Genomic DNA, 17,781 nt, shown 5'->3' on the forward strand with positions numbered 1-17,781 from the left:
AAGAACAATTCCATTAGTTGGGGTCTCACTTCCCATTAAGTGGGGGATAAATCCTAAAGCTTATTTTATCATACTATTTTATTGAACTGCTATTATAGATGATTTTCATAATATTCTTTTTTTAAAAAAAAACAGTGATCAGAATGGCACTATTTTCTGTGCTTCTTCTGTTCACTGGGGGTGATTTTCTTAATTCGTCGTTTCGATTGTTGTTAAATTTTTAAAGGTTTCAAGTACTTTTACATATCGATCCCTTGATTTAATCGGAATTCCTTTTTGTAGGTCTTCCTGCTGCTTTGATTCCAGTTTTTTTAGATCAATTTGGAAAAAAGACTGAATAATGTTTTCCTGAGCAGGTTTTCCATTATAAATGGTTAAAATCCCCTCGTCATTAATGCCAAAATATCCATTAGCCTTTAATAGTGGAGATATATCGTCGATTTCTTGTTTAAATACAAGCTCTTTACTTGTCATATCTACCAACTGCCATTTATCGTACTTTGACCAGAAATCTTCCATCGACCATACTGTTTCTTCTACCACTTCTTCGCTCACTTCTCCATCTAAATAAATCCTTTTCAACACCACTTCCAATTTCTTAGGATTTTCATTCAAAGAATGTGTGCTTCCACTCTTTCCATAAACTTGTCCAGTTGATGAAATGATTGTTATAAAACTGACAAGAAGAACAGCTGAAAATAAAAGGAATCTGGTTTTCATTATAACCACCTCTTCACATTACTCAAAACAGCTTCGTTATTTCCAAGGAAATAGGGTACTGTCAATCTAAAGTCTAGGTTTGAAATAACCTAACTCTCTATTATTCTCACCATAAATAATTTTTTCATTCCAAATTCATAGCAATCTTATTTTAATGTTCTATTTATCTGTTCAGCTTGATGTTTTATATTTTTGATTGTTAAACGAATTCCCTCCGAAAATGGTACAAGAGAATGCCATTTCAGATCCATTTGTGCCTTCGTTGTTGATATTCTACTTTTCTCCCCTTCTTCTAACGAATGAAGTACATCTTCTTTTATAGAAGAATGAATAATGGAGACAACTTCCTTCATAGAATATATTTCCTTAGGACAAATATTATATACTTGATTCTCTCCATTATTTAAACTTGAGATAATTGCTTGAATGGCATCACTTATGTAAAGAAAGTGCTTCTTCTGTTCTCCATCATCAAATACGATAGGTGGACGATTTTCAATCACTTTTTTAATCGTTGATTCTATCATACTCTCTGTATTCATATGTTTGGAACTTGCTCCATAAATTATGGGAAAGCGTAAAATTGTAAAAGAAAGACCGTAAAGAGTGTGGTAGTTTTGTATATATTTCTCCTCAATCTTCTTAGAAAGCCCTCCAAAAAGTACAGGTTGCAAAAGCTTTTCTTCCGTTATAGCTCCTTCTATGTCCCCATAAACAGCAATCGTGGAGGGGAAGATGATTTTATGTACTTTTGCTTGCACACATGCTTCGAGCACTTCAATCGTACAAGCAATATTCTCTTCTGACTGTTCAAATGAATCCTTCATGCTGTTGGATGTTATGGCCTTGTTAGATAGATGGATAACGCAATCTACCTGGTTCTCCATCAGTATGTCGGCTAATTCCATCCCGTTTAAGAAAGTGTATACATCATTATGTACTAGAGTTGAAATTTCACTATGTTTCTGTTGCTTTCCAGCTACTATACAATAAACATTATTCTTTGAAAGTTGTTCCTTTAGAGCAGTTGCCATTTCACTCTCTTGTCCACCTGTAATTAACACTCTCACTTTGAATCCCTCCGCACTTTTTGCCTCTATGAAAAAACCGATTAATAAGTTCTTTATAACGAATAATTATTTCATTATAAAGCATAACTCTTTTCATTCGTAATATCAACAAATAAATTCATTATATAGAACAGTTTTATAAATATACACTTTTAACTTCTTAAAAAATGTCTTTTAAATCCATTATTTGTGATAAATCAAACCAATCAATTCGTTTCCAATAAAGAACATATGATAAAAAACTAACTTCGAATGGGGCGAACCTTTTCGAAGTTAGTTTTTTATTATCTGTTTTCTTTTGTCGGATTTAAGCGATTAAAGATATTTTCTATATTATTGTTAATCGTTTGCTGCGGTTGACCATTTTTTATTGAACGATTTATATCCTCAATGCTCGTAAATATTCCTCTATCTGTCACTACAGAAATATCTTTTCCATTTAAAGAATCATTTAACTTATCTTTTACTTTTGCTTTTGTCTGATCAACAATTTTCGTATCGTCTACTTCAAGTGCAACCAAAACGTTTTCTCCATAAACAATTGAATGTGCATTTTTTACATTATCCATTTTAGCAGCTGCATTTGATACCTTTTCAGCTAACTCTGTATCATATGAAACGCGATTATCTTGATTATCGTTATTTCTATTCTCCCTCGTAGTATTTTTATTGTTAACATTTTGGACACCAACACCATTTTTATTATCTTCATCCCCAAAGGTATGGTCCATCATTTCTGTAATTGGTCCGTCATTGTCTGTTGTAAAACTGTTATTATTGTTTACATCATGTTGTTCATTGGAGTAATATCCAATCGGTCTAGCATTATTGAGACGATTTTGATCTGCGGTTTGGTCATCGTTCACACCACAGCCAGCCAAGCCAAAAGTTACCGTTAAAAGAACTGGAGCAACTAACTTATTTTTATTCACAGTAATATTCTCCCCTTTATTTAAATCTAGAGCAAGACGTTGCTCTTTTTTATCTTCTGCTCTTCGGAGAGAATCATACTGTAAAGTCTAGCCATTATAGAATTGCCCGATTATATATCTACAATTTGTCTTAGCTTTTGGTAAAATTTCTTTCTTTTTTCATACTGATCTGTTGTTAAGTCAAGCACTTGTTTTAATAAAAAGTCATTTGAAAGATGTTTGTTTCTGATTATTCTATTCCATTCTCTAAGAATATCTGTTGGATACATTAAAGCGATTAAAAACCATTCCTCTTTGAATAACTGAGAATATCCACTCATCTTTTGTAATTGTTGGAGGGACCAACCTATATTCGGCAAAATCCGATTAGCAAACTGCAAATAATCGCCCACTCTTGGACCAATACTAATTAAATCAAAATCAATTAGATATAGTTTATTATTAATGTCACGCATAAAATTATGGTGGGCTACATCCCCATGCAATATAACATTTGATTTTGAATGAAGATATTCATTATGCTCTTGTATATAAAGAAAGGAAATATTAGCCCATTCGAAAATTTCCTCCACGATTTCCATTTTCAAATAATGCTCTATTATTGACTTATTACTTCGAAATTCCACTAACCGTTGTTCTAATTTTTTCATTAAAAGAAAGGAAGGCAAAATATATTTATAAATTTCTACAAGACGTTCTGTAACTGTATAATAGTGTTCTAATAATTGAAGGGCTTCCCTTCTATTGCCTTTACTACTATATGTAAAGGAATCTTTATGAGGAGAAATGTATTCAATCATACCAAACACCATCTCATCTATAATGATCGGTTCATCATCGAACACATAAAATTGGTACGTATGTGTGAAGCCCTCCTGTTTTAGCGCTCTTGTAAAAGCCTCTTGAATTTTTAATTTTTGATAGCTATTATATCCTTTTAAAATCATCCAAAATTGATTGGTTTTAACTAAGTATACCTCATTCCTAATTCTGCTTATTTCTAAAATCTTAGCAGGAATTTTTTTTTCTAATAAAGAAAGGAGACGATAATAAAAAGTATCGTCCCCTCTATGATAAAAATCATAAATCACTGCTTTCGTCCTCTTGGTATCTTGGCATTCCAAATGGAGTCCCTTGATTAACGCCATAAGGATTCATATATGGCGGCTGCCCTATAGTAGGATTATACGGAGGGGTAAATACTGGTGCATTGCCTCCAGGTCCATAAACTGGCGGGACCATTTCTTGTGCAACTGGCTGCCCAATACTTGCTTCATAAGATGGAGAATCTCCAACTGGACTATTATTTTCTACCTGATAAGGCATTGGTGTATTCCCGCCCATACCTTGAGGATAAGGAGATTGCATCATTGGTCCCATTTCTGGGCTAAATCCTTGCGCCATTGGCGCCATTCCCATTCCTGGTGCATATCCTCCTACCATCGGTCTCATTTCTGGACCGAATCCTTGTTGCATTGCTGGCATTCCCATTCCTGGTGCATATCCTCCTGCCATCGGCCCCATTTCCGGGCTAAATCCTTGTGGCATTGCTGGCATTCCCATTCCTGGTGCATATCCTCCTGCCATCGGCCCCATTTCCGGGCTAAATCCTTGTGGCATTGCTGGCATTCCCATTCCTGGTGCATATCCTCCTGCCATCGGTCCCATTTCTGGGCTAAATCCTTGTGGCATTGCTGGCATTCCCATTCCTGGTGCATATCCTCCTGCCAACGGTCCCATTTCTGGGCTAAATCCTTGTGGCATCGGCGCCATTCCCATTCCTGGTGCACCTCCTGCCATCGGTCCCATTTCTGGGCTGAATCCTTGCGGCATTGGCGCCATTCCCATTCCTGGTGCATAACCTTGCCCCATTCCCTCTAATTGAAAACCTTCGCTTGCTGGAAACGCTGATTGTTGCGGGAATGATGGAGCACCACATCCACAATCCTCCTTATAAGGAAGGTTATAGGATGGTAATACTGGCGCTGTATGCGTTGGGGTAGGGACAAAGGGTTGATGTCCTAATCCGGCTATGTCTGAAGATTCTTTTTTATGGTGCTGATGTTCCACAGGCATTTGACCGTACTGCACTAATGGCTGTTGATAATAGTCAGGGGGCACATTACTGCCGTGTACCGGCGCTTCGCCATGTGTATAAGCAGAATAAGAAGATGAAGACTCTTCCCATTTATGCTTATCTGTAAAATCTACACCTGGTAGTGGCGTAGCTTGTGAACCTAGTTGTTCTACTGGTATTCCAGCTGGAGGGCATACTCCTGGAGGAAAACCGCTTCCTGGCATCATTGGAGAAACTTCATAACAATATGGCTGATAAGGCACAATAGGCGGACACTCATCTTGTTGAACTACTGGTTTTTCGGGTTTTACTGCCTTTATTGGCTTTACTGCCTTTTCTTTAGGTACTACTGGTGCAGGCTTTGGTGGCAAAACTACCTTTTCTTTCATGTCCACATCAACATCTACGTCCACATTCGTCATATTCATGGAATAATAATTAGTTACATCAATTTCTGGAATGATTGGCGTAGGCATTTTAGGAGTGTATGGTTTTTCCTTTGGCGCTTCTTTTTTCGGCATTTCCTTTTTGGGCATTTCTTTAATAGGCATTTCTTTTTTCGGTGCTTCCTTTACAATTGGCTCCATTGCTATCGGCATTTCTTTTTTTGTTCCCATAATAGGAGCTTCTTTCTTTATATTTCCTCCTGAAGTTGGAACTTTAATTTTCATGCCGGGCATAATCATATCTGTATTACTCAATTGGGAATTTAATGCTTTTAACTCTTCGAAATTCACCCCGTATTTTTTTGCGATTTTCCAAAGAGTATCCCCTTTCTGAACAATATGGATCTTCACTATAGATTCCCTCCTATGCATATGTCCATATAGTCTATGTTCACAATGCAAAATGGTTATCATTCTATTCAAAAATCTATGCGCTTTTTTTCAAATTATGTGTTTTAGCAACATAAAGATAGGAGATCCTTTGTCCTTCTTTTCAACTATATTTTTGGTACCAAGAACCTATCAAAAATCAAATTTATTTTATTCAATTTATAGAGACTTTTGATAAAATAGAAAGGAAAGAATATATAAACAAAATCCACCAATATATAAAGAAAAATTATTTTTAATCCTTTCTTTATTAAAAAGAGACTTTTCGCAAACGTTTTTGCTATTTTCTGCAGCCTGAATATAGCTAATTAATGGCATCTTATATATTTTGTCTGTTATTGTTTTTTGAACAATGCAATTCTTAATAAAACTCTAAACTATAGCAAGAGTATACGTATAACCTTTTACTAAAAAGAAAGAATCATTAAAGGAGAGATTAGATGACAGAATCAAAGAAAATGCTTGGAGAAGAAAGAAGAGCTTACATTCTTTCCTTATTAAAAGAAAATAATCGCCCTTATACCGGTAGCGAGCTTTCCAAATTGACGAATGTTAGCCGACAAATCATCGTCGGAGACATTACCCTTCTAAAAGCGAAAAACGAACCGATATTGGCTACTAGTCAAGGCTATTTATATTTACAGGAATCAAAACCATCTCTTTATGAGAGAATTATTGCTTGTAATCATCCTCCAGAGAAAACAGAAGAAGAATTAAATATCCTTGTTGATAATGGAGTAACGGTTAAAGATGTTAAAATTGAACATCCAGTCTATGGGGATTTAACAGCTTCTATTCTCGTTTCTAATCGAAAAGAAGTTAAGCAATTTATGAAGAAGATAAAGCATACAAACGCAGCCTATCTATCAGAATTAACTTCTGGTATCCATTTACATACCATTACTGCACCTTCTATTGACACATTGATAGAGGCAGAAGAGGCTTTACGCAAGGCACATTTTTTAATCAAAGAAGAGACTTAAAGAAGTTGAAAAAAGAGGCTAAGACATAAGTATTCCAGCTTAAAATAAACCCTAATGATTATACGAAGATGCCAATGAAAGGTTCGTATAATCATTAGGGTTTTTTTATTCGTTTAAAAAGGATGTTCCATGAAGTTTGTTGCTATTCCGCAGCCTGAATATACTTCGCTTGAGACCACTGAAAAACTGCAATATAATCATAATTGTTGGTGGCCGACTTTTAAATTCGGGTATTTCATTTGTTTTCCGAGGCGACAGCTTGCTTTCCATGGAGCGAGCGCCGAGCCGCGGTCTGCTTCCGCCTGCAGGGTCTCAGACTGTCTCGCTAATCCCACAGGAGGCTCAGGCTTCCTCCCCGCGAAAAGGAAGTGTCCGTAGCGCAATGGAACGAATTGTTTTTTACACTTGAATATATTTATAACCATAAATAACTAATATGAAAAAATAGTCTTTATTTAAGAGCTAAATTAGAGATTGTTCGTCTTTACAGATTGGCTATTTAGTTTTGTCCCAGCCTCTTTTTTTAGCCCTTCTCCTTTTATACTCAAAGCTTTCAATAGATTAATTTTATTTCTCTAAATTATAAAAGGGATAACTTCCAAGTATCTTTACTTCACAACCGATTGCTTCCAGTTCTGCGATCGCTCCAGGTATTAGAACATCGTCCATTTTTCTATCTAAATCAATAAGAAAGAAATAATTTCCTAAGCCGGTTTTAGTTGGTCTCGATTCAATTTTCACCAAGTTCAATTTTCTCCAAGCAAAAGCGGATAATACTTGATGTAAGGCACCAGAACGATCAGATGGCAAAGTGACCATTAAACTCGTTTTATAACCTGCCAAATTACTTGAAGGTGCCGTATAGCTTAGAGGGTTCTTTGAAAGAATTAAAAACCTTGTATGATTGTTATTGGAATCATGAATATGATGTCTCACTATTTCAAGCCCATATTCTTCAGCTGTTAGCGAATTTCCTATTGCTGCACCATTTATATTTGAGTTCTCCTTAACAAACTGAGCTGCTGCTGCTGTTGAGGTCATATACTCACAAACAATCCCGTTAAATTCTGTATGTAAAAATTTATGACATTGAGCAATTGCATGGGAATGACTATAAACAACATCAATTTCTCTCCATTTATCTTTACGAAGGGGATGAACCATTAAATGTTGTTTAATCGGAACGGTCACTTCTCCGCAGATAGGTAAAGATACTTCATGAATTAAATAATCTAGGGTGATATTGACAGAACCTTCTAATGTATTCTCAACCGGTACTAAAGCAACATCCACTTTGTCTTCCATAACAGCATCAAAGCAATTTGGAATCGTAAGAAATGGGATTGATTCAACACCAGGAAATTGCTGATTTACCGCCATATTTGTAAATGTTGCTTTTGGGCCTAAGTAACCTACTTTCACCTATTTCTCCTCCAAAAAAATTATTTATTCTGAATTTATCTACTATAGAAGAAGAAAGACTTAAATAAGCCTTCTTCCTACAAGAACGCTAAAGCTATTCTAACCATTTTAGAAGTATTTAGCCTCCGGAGCTTAATACATCAACCTTTTCGACAAATTCAAGCATACGCAAACGCTCTAGCAACAAATCAATAGAAATCTCCATTTCTGCTGTATTTAGAGATAATGTCACATTTGCTCTTCCTTGAAGCGGAATCGTTTGATGAATCGTAAGTACATTACATCCTCCAGAAGCAACCACACTTAATAGCTTGGATAAAGTTCCCGATCGATCTTCAATATAAAAGAATAATGTTATTAACTTCTCCTTCACGATTGTGTGAAAAGGAAAAATTGTATCTCGATATTTATAAAATGCACTTCGGCTTAAATCGACTTGCTTTACAGCTTCATGTACTGATTCTGCTTTTCCTCTTTCCAATAGTTCTTTCGCATCCAAGGTTTTTCGCATCGCTTCAGAAAGTACATCTTCTCTTACTAAAAAAAATTTCTGATCCAATTTACTATGTTTCATCTGCTCACCCCTCAAGGCATAACGGAAACTTCATTATGTATGATTAATATAAATTTCAATTTTTATCCATTATTAAAAAAGCTATTTTAAATATATTCATTCGTCTTTTCTGTAGAAAAACTCCCCTCCCGTCTAATCCATTCGACGAAAGGGAAGATCTTCTATTACCACTTTTAATGTTCTTAGGCTTATTTCGATTTATTAATCGATAAATTCAAATTCATACTCCATTATTTTTACTGTATCGCCATCTTTTGCACCACGTTGACGCAATGCTTCATCAATACCCATTCCGCGCATTTGGCGAGAGAATCTACGAACAGACTCATCACGGGAGAAATCTGTCATCTTAAAGAGTTTTTCAATTCCTTCACCAGATAGGACAAAGCTTCCATCTGGATCTCTTGTAATATAGAATTGTCTCTCATCGACTTCATGCTTGTACACAACACGGTGAATCCCTGCTTCTTCTTCCACTTCTTCTAATGGGAATTCTGATGTATTCTCTAATTTATCAGCAATAGCAAAAAGGAGTTCACGTAAACCAGATCTTGTTATCGCTGAAATAGGGAATATCGGATAGTCATCTTGCAGTTTCTCTCTAAACGCTTGTAAGTTTTCTTCTGCATCTGGCATATCCATTTTATTGGCAACAATAATTTGCGGTCTTTCTAATAAACGCATATTGTATTCTTGAAGCTCGTTATTAATTGTAACATAGTCTTCATATGGATCCCTGCCTTCTGTAGCAGCCATATCAATGACATGGACAATAACTCTTGTCCGTTCAATATGACGAAGGAATTGATGGCCTAATCCAACACCAGAGTGTGCTCCTTCAATCAGTCCTGGCAAATCTGCCATTACAAAGCTTCTGTTATCTTCTGTTTCCACCATTCCTAAATTAGGCGCAATCGTTGTAAAATGATAATCTGCAATTTTCGGTTTGGCTGCAGATACCACGGAAAGTAATGTAGATTTACCTACACTAGGAAAACCGACTAAACCAACATCTGCTAATACTTTTAACTCCAGTATAATATCTCTTTCTTGACCTGGCTCGCCATTTTCCGATAATTCAGGAGCTGGGTTAGATGGGCTTGCAAAGCGGGAGTTCCCTCTTCCCCCACGACCGCCTCGTGCAATAATTGCTTGTTGCCCATGTTCTGTTAAATCAGCGATCACTTCTTTCGTATTTGCATCTGATACGATTGTACCAGGTGGAACCTTTACAATCATATCCTTAGAATTACGCCCATGCTGATTTTTAGACATTCCATGCTCGCCACGCGGTGCCTTAAAATGACGTTGATAGCGGAAATCCATTAATGTCCGTAAACCTTCTTCCACTTCAAATACTACATTTGCTCCTTTACCGCCATCTCCACCAGCAGGTCCACCTTTAGGGACAAATTTTTCTCGGCGAAAGGCCACCATTCCATTTCCGCCGTCTCCGCCCTTCACATAAATCTTAACCTGATCCACAAACATAAATTCATTTCCTCCTATTAAGAAAAACATATGCAGCTTGCATGTTTAGTATAGAACATGAGAATATCTTATGATTTATTTTACTTGTAAAGCTTTAGGATATCCTATTTTCGAACTTACAGGCATTTACAGCTACTATTTTTCTATAACTCACAATTTTTCTTTTAAGTAATTTGACCGAATCTAATTGATTTTAGTCAACGAGTTCTTCTTATTATTTACCTGTTTTCTCTCTAATCATCCAGACTTCAAATACCAGCTCTTTATCACTAATTTCTATATTTTCCACCGCCAATTGTTTGGAAAACGGTTGTTGAAGAAATGGAATTATTGACTCTGCATTTAATAGTTGGCCGTTAAAATCAACATACAACCGAAGCCCTTCCACCATGGAATGAATGGAAATGAATAAGTGATTGTCTGCAAAAGGTTTACTATGCTGATTTAATGTCTGAAAAAACAAGGTTATCCATGGAGTAAGCGTTTCGTCTTCTGTTAATTGACATTTTTCTTCTGCCAACACTTCATATTCCAACCTAAAATAATAATTTTCCCAGTTTGCTATTAATAACTTTGTAGCAAATTGCGGTATATTAAGATTAGATAACTTAGCTTCTTGTTTTGTCTCTGTAATAATCTCATTTATTATTTCTTTTACTCGCTCTGGTTTATTTAAATCCAAATTCCCTTTAATTAATTGAATTTTATTTAGCCAATCATGGCGAACATGTCTTAAAAAATCTATCGTATTCCAGTCTTTATTCATTCTTGTACTCCTAAAAAGGTTATTAAGTCTTAGAAGACTGCTTTTAGTAAGTATAACAAAAAATGAATCATCTATGAACAAAAACGATAACTCGCTAAGCCTTGACGATTAACATTCGACTGATTTTAAAGTTTTTAATCGATGGGAATAGGAAGAAGCATACAACTCCTAGATATATAAAAACTCTAAACAGTAATTATAAAGAGAGCTATTTTGAATTAATTTGATAAAGAAATGTTGAAAACGAAGTGTATTAAGGCTGTGGTAACAACAAACTATACATAAGAGCCAAACTTTATCCTTTGTTAGCATACGAAAAAGCAATTGATTCCTCTCTCTATTTTTCAACACTTAGACAAAAAGCCCCTCCTGCTTTTTGTCTAAGTGTTGAAATCCTCCACAACTTATCTCTTGTATCAACATTCATTTTAGTTCAAGAAATCAATCCCTTAACAAACAGATAGGCTGACCCTATACGAGCCAGCCTATCTAATCATTAACTTATGCTTCTTGTGCTACTGGGTATACGCTAACTTGTTTGCGATCACGACCAAGACGCTCAAACTTAACGATTCCGTCAACTTTTGCGAATAGTGTATCATCGCCACCACGACCAACGTTTACTCCTGGATAGATTTTTGTACCGCGTTGACGGTAAAGAATGCTTCCACCAGTTACTAATTGACCATCTGCACGTTTAGCTCCTAAACGTTTAGAAATGGAGTCACGTCCGTTTTTAGTAGAACCTACCCCTTTTTTAGATGCAAAAAACTGAAGATCTAATCTTAACATTTCGTTCCACCTCCTATTTAATTATAAGTGATAGTTACGTATTTTCCATAGTCTCTTTCAATTGTTTCTAATGAAACAACCATTCCTTCTAAAAGAAGTTGAATTTTTTCTCTTGTTTCTTCCGGAATATTCTCAGGAATTGTACAAGAGATAAAACCTCCATCTTTTCCTTGCTTAATAATAGGTGTAATACCAGTAAGGGAAATAACGGCATTAATGCTTCCAAATGAAACAGCCGATACTCCTGCACATACTATATCATTCCCACTATTTGCAAAAAGGGCATGACCGCTAATGGTAAACGAATGAATGAGACCATCGTTTGATTTGTCAATCGTTACTTCAATCATACAAATTCAACCTTAAGCGTTAATCTTTTCGATAACAACTTTAGTGTAAGGTTGACGATGACCTTGCTTTTTATGATAATTTTTCTTCGCTTTGTATTTGAAAACGATGATTTTCTTTTGACGGCCTTGTTTTTCAACTTTAGCTGTAACAGTAGCTCCTTCAACAACTGGGCTTCCTACTTTTACATTTTCTCCGCCAACGAAAAGAACTTTATCAAAAGTAACCGTGTCACCAGCTTCACCGTTTAATTTCTCGATGTAGATAGCTTGACCTTCTTCAACTTTGATTTGTTTTCCACCTGTTTCAATAATTGCGTACATTAAACTGCACCTCCTTAATAGACTAAGACTCGCCAATGACAGGCGTTTTGCTAAAGCAAAAGCTTCATTACCTGCTATGCGCGGTTGTAGAGCACGGGTGCTACAAACAACATTAAAATACTAACATGTTTACATGATACTGTCAATCATATTCTAATTAATCCCTGTTGAGTATTCATTTAACCATTCGGATAAAGTAGTCTGGCTTTGGAAATGGAGCTGCTTCTATCTTAATTGTAATACCTAATGCTTCTTCTAGCCGCTTTTTATGAACATTTCCTTCACCACTAAATATCTTAGTCACTTCTTCCGTTGCTTGTATCTCTACAAGAGCTATATCTTTATTTCGATATTCCCAGAGCTCTCTTTCTAGTTGAAATGCCATACTTTCAGCACTCTTTACAACGCCTGTACCTTCACAAGTCATACACTTGCTCTGTACCGTTTCAGATAAAGATTTCATGGTCTTTTTTCGCGTTAATTGTAATATCCCAAGCTCTGTAAATCCTACTACTCTTGATTGCCTATTATCCCTTTTTAATTCCTTAAGCATACTATCAATAATCTGCTTTTCTTCCGTTTTTCTCATGTCTATAAAATCAATTAAAATAATCCCAGAAATATCTCTTAGGGCAATTTGTCTTGCTACTTCTTTTGCAGCAAGCATATTTGTCTGAAAAACGGTTTGTTCTAGCTGATGCTTTCCTTCATATTTGCCTGTATTTACATCTATAATCGTCGCTGCCTCCGCCTGATCAATAATCAAATATGCACCATTGCTTAGCCAAACAACTCTTTTTAATGCTTTCTCTATTTCGGTATCAAGCTGATAATGTGTGAAAATATCCTCGTTTCCTTGATGGAAGGAAAATATTAAATGGGGAAATAATTCTTGCCAATGCTTCCTCTCTTCTAACCTATCGACTATCACTTCTCCCTCTTTCATTTGTTTAAACAGATAGAGTAGCTGTTTGTTAAACTCATTAGTCTCCTGTAAAAGCATGACTCTTTTCTGCATAGCTTTCTTTTCCAAGTCGCAATATTGCCGACGTAAAATTTCCAGTTCCTCTATTAGGTCCGCTTCCGAACAATTTGCTGCTGAAGTACGAAAAATTAGCCCTTCCTTCTCTGACTTGATGGTATCTCCAAAGCTTCTCAAATTTACTTGAGCAGCTTTGGAGTTTATTTTTTTAGATACAGCAACATATCGGCCATAAGGCATATATACTAGATTATCACCAGATATCTCAATAATGCCCGTTATTTTTGCTCCTTTGGGTCCTGCAGCATCTTTTATTACTTGAACTAGTACTCGTTCCCCTTGTTTAATATAAGAGGATACACTCTTCTTTTTTTTCTCTTCTAAAGTTCCCTCATCTCGAACAAAGGAAATCATTTTTTCTCTCGGTAAATACGCACCTTTTCCTTCTCCAATTTCAACAAATGCTGCATTCATCCCTGGAATCACCTTTGTCACTTGTCCTAAATAAATATTGCCAACAGTCGTTTTATATTGAGGCTGCTGGACATAAATTTTCTCTATCTTTCCATTTATCAGATAAGCAAATCTATTTTCTCTTGTTCTCATATTGACGATTACTTGGTTCAACATCATACATCCTCTTTTTATGGTTATCTTACTATTTTAGCTTAGATGAAATGTTTTAGTAAACTCATACATCTATTTAATGATGCTAACTTCCTTTCCGCTCAAATTTCGTTTACCTAAACACACTTATTAAAACAGAAACATCTGTAAACATTCTTTTTTATGTATACCTATAAAACAGCGATTATATCCTTTACCCTAGCAGTCACATTCTTTTCTTTAAAATAGACGTATAATAGCTCATTTTCATCCAGCATCGTATTATCCCCACTCTTTGCCTTTACAATAATCGGATGCTTACACCCTCTGTGAAATCGTTCTAAAACGTCCAACAGATGATCCTCTTCCTGAACTTCTAACGGCAGTAATTTTCGAAATTCATTTGTTTTTCCATAGTAACGTTCGAGTAAAAATCGCATAAATAAGAATCTTCTTTGTTTCCATTCATAAAAAATAGAAAAAAGTAAGAAACTTATGATAATCCAAGCATTTATATTTGTTGGCATCTTAATTAGGACTGTTATTAGAAAGATAAAAACCCCGAAAATGGAAAAATAAAGCGTCCATTTATGCGACTTAGGAAAGGAATTTTTTAAGGAAAATAAAAGAAACATTAGCTTACCGCCATCAAGCGGCCAGATGGGAAGTAAATTAAAGAAAAATATCATGATATTATATTGGGTGAATGTTTGATATAAGGAATCAGTAAGAATCTCTCCTTGCCATAAAAGAAAGCCTAGCCCTACTAGCCAAATATGCTGGATAGGTCCAGAAATAATGACAATTGCCTCCTCTAGCAATGGTCGATTTCCATGTTCATCCATTTCCGCCACTCCTCCAAATGGCAATAAAGATATTCTCTTTATTCTCCATGAAAAAAAAGCAGCAGCAAATGCATGACCTAATTCATGGATAAGGATGATCATAAACAATAAGCATAATTCATAAAAATGGGCAGTCATTACACCGATAGCAATGACAACCCATAATAGTGGATGAATATGGAGGCACTTAAAAACACCAAGGAACCTATTCAATTTCGATCACCTGTAAAGGATCGATAAAATCATCATTTTTCTTTATTGCAAAAAAGAATAAACCTAGTGCTTCATCTCCTTCATACCTTGAGGCACTTCCTACTTTTGTTCCTTTGTTAATATTTTCGTATAACTTTACATCCACTTCTTCTAAGTTTCCATACCATGATTCACTTTGGTCACTATGCTTAATGACAACTGTTTTCCCAAACCCTTCTTTCTCTCCTATAAAGGTTATTTGTCCTTCATTAAAAGATTGCACCGTTGTATCTGTTCCTGTTTCTATTGCGATTCTTTGTCCATTTTTCTCAAATTCCTCTAATACTTTACCAGATGCAGATAATGCATATTGCTGTAATTGCTCTGTATCTTGTACCTGTTCTTTTTGCTCTGGTAGAAATGCTAATGGTTTTCCAAATTTATCTTCATACCAATCTGTTACAACCATAAAGTTAAATTCCTGCGACATCACCTGTTTAAGCGAATTCTCTACTTTCGCAAGTTTTGCAGATGGATGATCTACAATGATTGCAACAGCAAGAAAAAGAACGGCTGCTCCTAGGATTTTTAACATGAATAAATCTTTCCGAAATAATGGATGTATCTTTGTTGGATAATTTTCCTCTTTACTTGTAAAAAGGTAGTCTTGGCCCTCCTCTTCATCTGACCATAACACTCGACTATCGATATTTTTTTCTATCCTCGCCCGTTCTTTTCTTCTTTTTTCAATTTTTTTTCTAACATCATCGTTTCTTGACCCCATTTACTCCTCTCCCCTACATACTTGTCCTTTTAATCCTATATTTATGTAACGATGAAACAAAGTATGCCTTTAATCAGGGTGTATGCATTACGAAAAGATAAGGAACTAATCCTCCTAATCTTAAAGTAAATAGGAAGGGTACAGAAAGCCCTGTAAAGCTGTAGAATGATTCTTCCGAACCAATATCTACGGCTTTACAGGGCTAATTTAAAAACAGAGCATATAGTCTAAGGGCTATAAGATTAAATCTTCCTTCATTATCCAATTAAAATAGATAAGAGCTTTATTCTCCGTAATCTTTGCTTACTTCTAATACGTCCTATTTTATGTACGTATGCCAGCAAAAAATCGACTAACCTAGTAGCTTTCCTATCTAGCACCAAAGAATGTCTTAATCTTTGCAAAGACACCTTTTGATTCTTCTTCCAAGTGTTGCAAGGGAACCGTTTCTCCTAAAATTCTTCTAGCAATATTGCGATAAGCAATGGCAGATTTACTATTTGGATTTAAAGCGATTGGCTCCCCATTGTTAGAAGCTCTGATGACAGCATCGTCATCTGCAACAATACCTAATAGATCAATGGACAGATGGCTTGTTACTTCATCAATATCTAGCATGTCCCCATTTTTCACCATATGATTTCTAATTCTATTAATAACAAGCATTGGTGGTTCCATTTGTTCTTCTTTTTCTAGTAATCCAATTACCCTATCTGCATCTCGTACAGAGGATACTTCAGGAGTAGTAACCACGATAGCTTTATCCGCACCAGCCACTGCATTTTGATATCCTTGTTCAATTCCTGCAGGGCAATCAATGATGACATAATCATAATCCTGCTTTAGGCGAAGAACTAACTCTCTCATTTGATTTGGTCGAACAGCTGTTTTATCACTCGTTTGTGCAGCAGGTAATAAATATAACAAATCATCAAATCTTTTATCTTTAACAAGTGCTTGATGAATTTTACATCTTTCTTCTACCACATCTACTAAATCATAAATGATTCGATTTTCTAATCCCATTACGACATCAAGATTTCGTAAGCCAATATCTGTATCTACTAAACAGACTTTTTTTCCTTGTAATGCAAGTGCTGTTCCAATGTTTGCAGAAGTGGTCGTCTTTCCAACTCCACCTTTACCTGATGTTATAACAATTGCCTCTCCCATCTTAATATCCTCCTTCCAATTTCACCAAATTTGGTCTTAAATGTGGTAATACTTGTAATCTATCTATCTTAATTACACTATTATTCACATATGCACATTCCATTTCTCTCGTATTTTCAGAAGAGGCATCCTTTACCTCTCTCTCGATAAAATGGCTAATGCGAATTTGCGTCGGTTTCATAATAGAAGCAGCGATGACCGCATCATCATTTCCATTATATCCAGCATGAGCTATTCCTTTTAACTGGCCCATGATATAGATATTGCCCCCAGCAATAACTTTCCCACCTGGATTTACATCTCCGATTAGCAATAAATCACCAGGAACTTCTAGAATTTGACCTGACCGCACAATACTGGTAATCGATTTCACTTCATTTTGTCTTAGCCAAGTTTCCGCTTCTTTCTTTGTAACTAAATTACTATTAATAGATTGAACGGATAGATTTTGTTTTTCCTGAATTAAATGAACAATTTCTTCTTTTTGTTCATCTGTTACATATCTATTTCCAAGCTCTACTGTCACTTTTATATCTCGTTTTTCATTATGCAGACTCGAGCTTTCATTTAATTTAAACTGGAGTTCTCTTAATAACTCTTCATATGAACAATTATCATTCAGATGTAGGCCCAGTCCATTCTTCGTTCCTTTAATTGTTACTAGCTGCCTTTTTTTCATATCAAGTTGTTCACCTCTGTAAGAAAAGCGTAAGCGTCTCCTTTCATCCCGTAACCACTAAAATACATAAAATACTTCTGTTTATGCTATTGTACAAACAGGATATAGTTTTAACCACATTAGGCAAATGGACGCAAATGCTCGATATCGTAATACTTATAAATCTCACTTTGCATAAAAAAGCGC

The 17,781-nt window shown here is 35.6% G+C and carries 18 protein-coding genes and 1 other annotated feature; of the genes, 1 reads left to right on the forward strand and 17 read right to left on the reverse strand.

Annotated elements, in window-relative coordinates; all coding sequences use genetic code 11:
• Positions 1–189: 189 nt before the first annotated feature.
• From QQZ16_RS22490 to safA, 5 genes are all read right to left on the reverse strand, one after another.
• Positions 190–720, reverse strand: a complete 531-nt coding sequence (locus tag QQZ16_RS22490) for a BofC C-terminal domain-containing protein (protein WP_031540629.1) — start codon at positions 718–720, stop codon at positions 190–192.
• A 146-nt stretch (positions 721–866) separates the two neighbouring features.
• Complete coding sequence (locus QQZ16_RS22495) at positions 867–1,790, reverse strand: NAD-dependent epimerase/dehydratase family protein (protein WP_284561803.1); 924 nt, start codon at positions 1,788–1,790, stop codon at positions 867–869.
• A gap of 284 nt (positions 1,791–2,074) precedes the next feature.
• Complete coding sequence (locus tag QQZ16_RS22500) at positions 2,075–2,722, reverse strand: YhcN/YlaJ family sporulation lipoprotein (RefSeq protein WP_284561804.1); 648 nt, start codon at positions 2,720–2,722, stop codon at positions 2,075–2,077.
• A gap of 110 nt (positions 2,723–2,832) precedes the next feature.
• Positions 2,833–3,813 carry a phosphotransferase gene (locus tag QQZ16_RS22505; protein WP_284561805.1) on the reverse strand — a complete coding sequence of 327 codons (981 nt, stop codon included), beginning with the start codon at positions 3,811–3,813 and terminating at the stop codon, positions 2,833–2,835.
• Complete coding sequence (safA, locus tag QQZ16_RS23360; RefSeq protein WP_446715485.1) at positions 3,803–5,596, reverse strand: SafA/ExsA family spore coat assembly protein; 1,794 nt, start codon at positions 5,594–5,596, stop codon at positions 3,803–3,805. Before safA ends, QQZ16_RS22505 begins: the two co-directional genes overlap by 11 nt.
• A gap of 479 nt (positions 5,597–6,075) precedes the next feature.
• On the opposite strand from safA, the gene QQZ16_RS22515 reads away from it, so the two are divergent.
• On the forward strand, positions 6,076–6,618 hold the full coding sequence (locus QQZ16_RS22515; RefSeq protein WP_031540635.1) for a transcription repressor NadR: 543 nt from the start codon (positions 6,076–6,078) through the stop codon (positions 6,616–6,618).
• 567 nt (positions 6,619–7,185) lie between these two features.
• Here QQZ16_RS22515 and pheA read toward each other — a convergent pair.
• The 12 genes from pheA to minC all read right to left on the reverse strand — a co-directional run bounded on the left by pheA (position 7,186) and on the right by minC (position 17,595).
• Positions 7,186–8,040: a prephenate dehydratase gene (gene pheA, locus QQZ16_RS22520; RefSeq protein ID WP_031540636.1), complete on the reverse strand. Its 855-nt coding sequence runs from the start codon at positions 8,038–8,040 to the stop codon at positions 7,186–7,188.
• A 118-nt stretch (positions 8,041–8,158) separates the two neighbouring features.
• The gene (locus QQZ16_RS22525) at positions 8,159–8,614 is read right to left on the reverse strand and encodes an ACT domain-containing protein (protein WP_284561806.1); all 456 of its coding nucleotides are present in this window, start codon (positions 8,612–8,614) and stop codon (positions 8,159–8,161) included.
• Between the two features lie 201 nt (positions 8,615–8,815).
• The gene (gene obgE / locus QQZ16_RS22530; RefSeq protein WP_284561807.1) at positions 8,816–10,105 is read right to left on the reverse strand and encodes a GTPase ObgE; all 1,290 of its coding nucleotides are present in this window, start codon (positions 10,103–10,105) and stop codon (positions 8,816–8,818) included.
• 214 nt (positions 10,106–10,319) lie between these two features.
• Entirely contained in the window at positions 10,320–10,871 is a 552-nt protein-coding gene (locus QQZ16_RS22535; protein WP_031540639.1) for a Spo0B C-terminal domain-containing protein, read from the reverse strand.
• A 501-nt stretch (positions 10,872–11,372) separates the two neighbouring features.
• Entirely contained in the window at positions 11,373–11,663 is a 291-nt protein-coding gene (gene rpmA / locus QQZ16_RS22540) for a 50S ribosomal protein L27 (RefSeq protein WP_016201696.1), read from the reverse strand.
• 17 nt (positions 11,664–11,680) lie between these two features.
• A complete protein-coding gene (locus QQZ16_RS22545) occupies positions 11,681–12,013 on the reverse strand; it encodes a ribosomal-processing cysteine protease Prp (RefSeq protein WP_031540640.1) in 333 nt (110 codons plus the stop codon).
• 12 nt (positions 12,014–12,025) lie between these two features.
• Positions 12,026–12,334: a 50S ribosomal protein L21 gene (gene rplU, locus QQZ16_RS22550; protein ID WP_016201698.1), complete on the reverse strand. Its 309-nt coding sequence runs from the start codon at positions 12,332–12,334 to the stop codon at positions 12,026–12,028.
• Positions 12,335–12,349: 15 nt separating this feature from the next.
• Positions 12,350–12,430 (reverse strand) — a sequence feature (ribosomal protein L21 leader region).
• 79 nt (positions 12,431–12,509) lie between these two features.
• Positions 12,510–13,946 (reverse strand): Rne/Rng family ribonuclease, encoded by a 1,437-nt coding sequence (locus QQZ16_RS22555; protein WP_284561808.1) that lies wholly within the window; start codon positions 13,944–13,946, stop codon positions 12,510–12,512.
• A 167-nt stretch (positions 13,947–14,113) separates the two neighbouring features.
• Positions 14,114–14,980 carry a M50 family metallopeptidase gene (locus tag QQZ16_RS22560; RefSeq protein ID WP_031537103.1) on the reverse strand — a complete coding sequence of 289 codons (867 nt, stop codon included), beginning with the start codon at positions 14,978–14,980 and terminating at the stop codon, positions 14,114–14,116.
• A complete protein-coding gene (locus QQZ16_RS22565; protein WP_284561809.1) occupies positions 14,973–15,743 on the reverse strand; it encodes a M23 family metallopeptidase in 771 nt (256 codons plus the stop codon). Before QQZ16_RS22565 ends, QQZ16_RS22560 begins: the two co-directional genes overlap by 8 nt.
• A gap of 369 nt (positions 15,744–16,112) precedes the next feature.
• Positions 16,113–16,916: a septum site-determining protein MinD gene (minD, locus tag QQZ16_RS22570; RefSeq protein WP_031537101.1), complete on the reverse strand. Its 804-nt coding sequence runs from the start codon at positions 16,914–16,916 to the stop codon at positions 16,113–16,115.
• 1 nt (position 16,917) lies between these two features.
• A complete protein-coding gene (minC, locus tag QQZ16_RS22575; protein ID WP_031537100.1) occupies positions 16,918–17,595 on the reverse strand; it encodes a septum site-determining protein MinC in 678 nt (225 codons plus the stop codon).
• Between the last annotated feature and the right edge of the window lie 186 nt (positions 17,596–17,781).

The sequence above is a fragment of the Bacillus sp. T2.9-1 genome (genome assembly GCF_950097965.1).
Taxonomy (GTDB): Bacteria; Bacillota; Bacilli; order Bacillales; family Cytobacillaceae; genus Niallia; species Niallia hominis.

Excerpts from the sequence above, each read along its gene's own strand:
- QQZ16_RS22490 (WP_031540629.1), bottom strand. The coding sequence starts at position 720 with ATGAAAACCAGATTCCTTTTATTTTCAGCTGTTCTTCTTGTCAGTTTT.
- QQZ16_RS22515 (WP_031540635.1), top strand. The coding sequence starts at position 6,076 with ATGACAGAATCAAAGAAAATGCTTGGAGAAGAAAGAAGAGCTTACATT.
- QQZ16_RS22525 (WP_284561806.1), bottom strand. The coding sequence starts at position 8,614 with ATGAAACATAGTAAATTGGATCAGAAATTTTTTTTAGTAAGAGAAGAT.
- obgE (WP_284561807.1), bottom strand. The coding sequence starts at position 10,105 with ATGTTTGTGGATCAGGTTAAGATTTATGTGAAGGGCGGAGACGGCGGA.
- QQZ16_RS22535 (WP_031540639.1), bottom strand. The coding sequence starts at position 10,871 with ATGAATAAAGACTGGAATACGATAGATTTTTTAAGACATGTTCGCCAT.
- rpmA (WP_016201696.1), bottom strand. The coding sequence starts at position 11,663 with ATGTTAAGATTAGATCTTCAGTTTTTTGCATCTAAAAAAGGGGTAGGT.
- QQZ16_RS22545 (WP_031540640.1), bottom strand. The coding sequence starts at position 12,013 with ATGATTGAAGTAACGATTGACAAATCAAACGATGGTCTCATTCATTCG.
- rplU (WP_016201698.1), bottom strand. The coding sequence starts at position 12,334 with ATGTACGCAATTATTGAAACAGGTGGAAAACAAATCAAAGTTGAAGAA.
- QQZ16_RS22555 (WP_284561808.1), bottom strand. The coding sequence starts at position 13,946 with ATGTTGAACCAAGTAATCGTCAATATGAGAACAAGAGAAAATAGATTT.
- QQZ16_RS22565 (WP_284561809.1), bottom strand. The coding sequence starts at position 15,743 with ATGGGGTCAAGAAACGATGATGTTAGAAAAAAAATTGAAAAAAGAAGA.
- minD (WP_031537101.1), bottom strand. The coding sequence starts at position 16,916 with ATGGGAGAGGCAATTGTTATAACATCAGGTAAAGGTGGAGTTGGAAAG.
- minC (WP_031537100.1), bottom strand. The coding sequence starts at position 17,595 with ATGAAAAAAAGGCAGCTAGTAACAATTAAAGGAACGAAGAATGGACTG.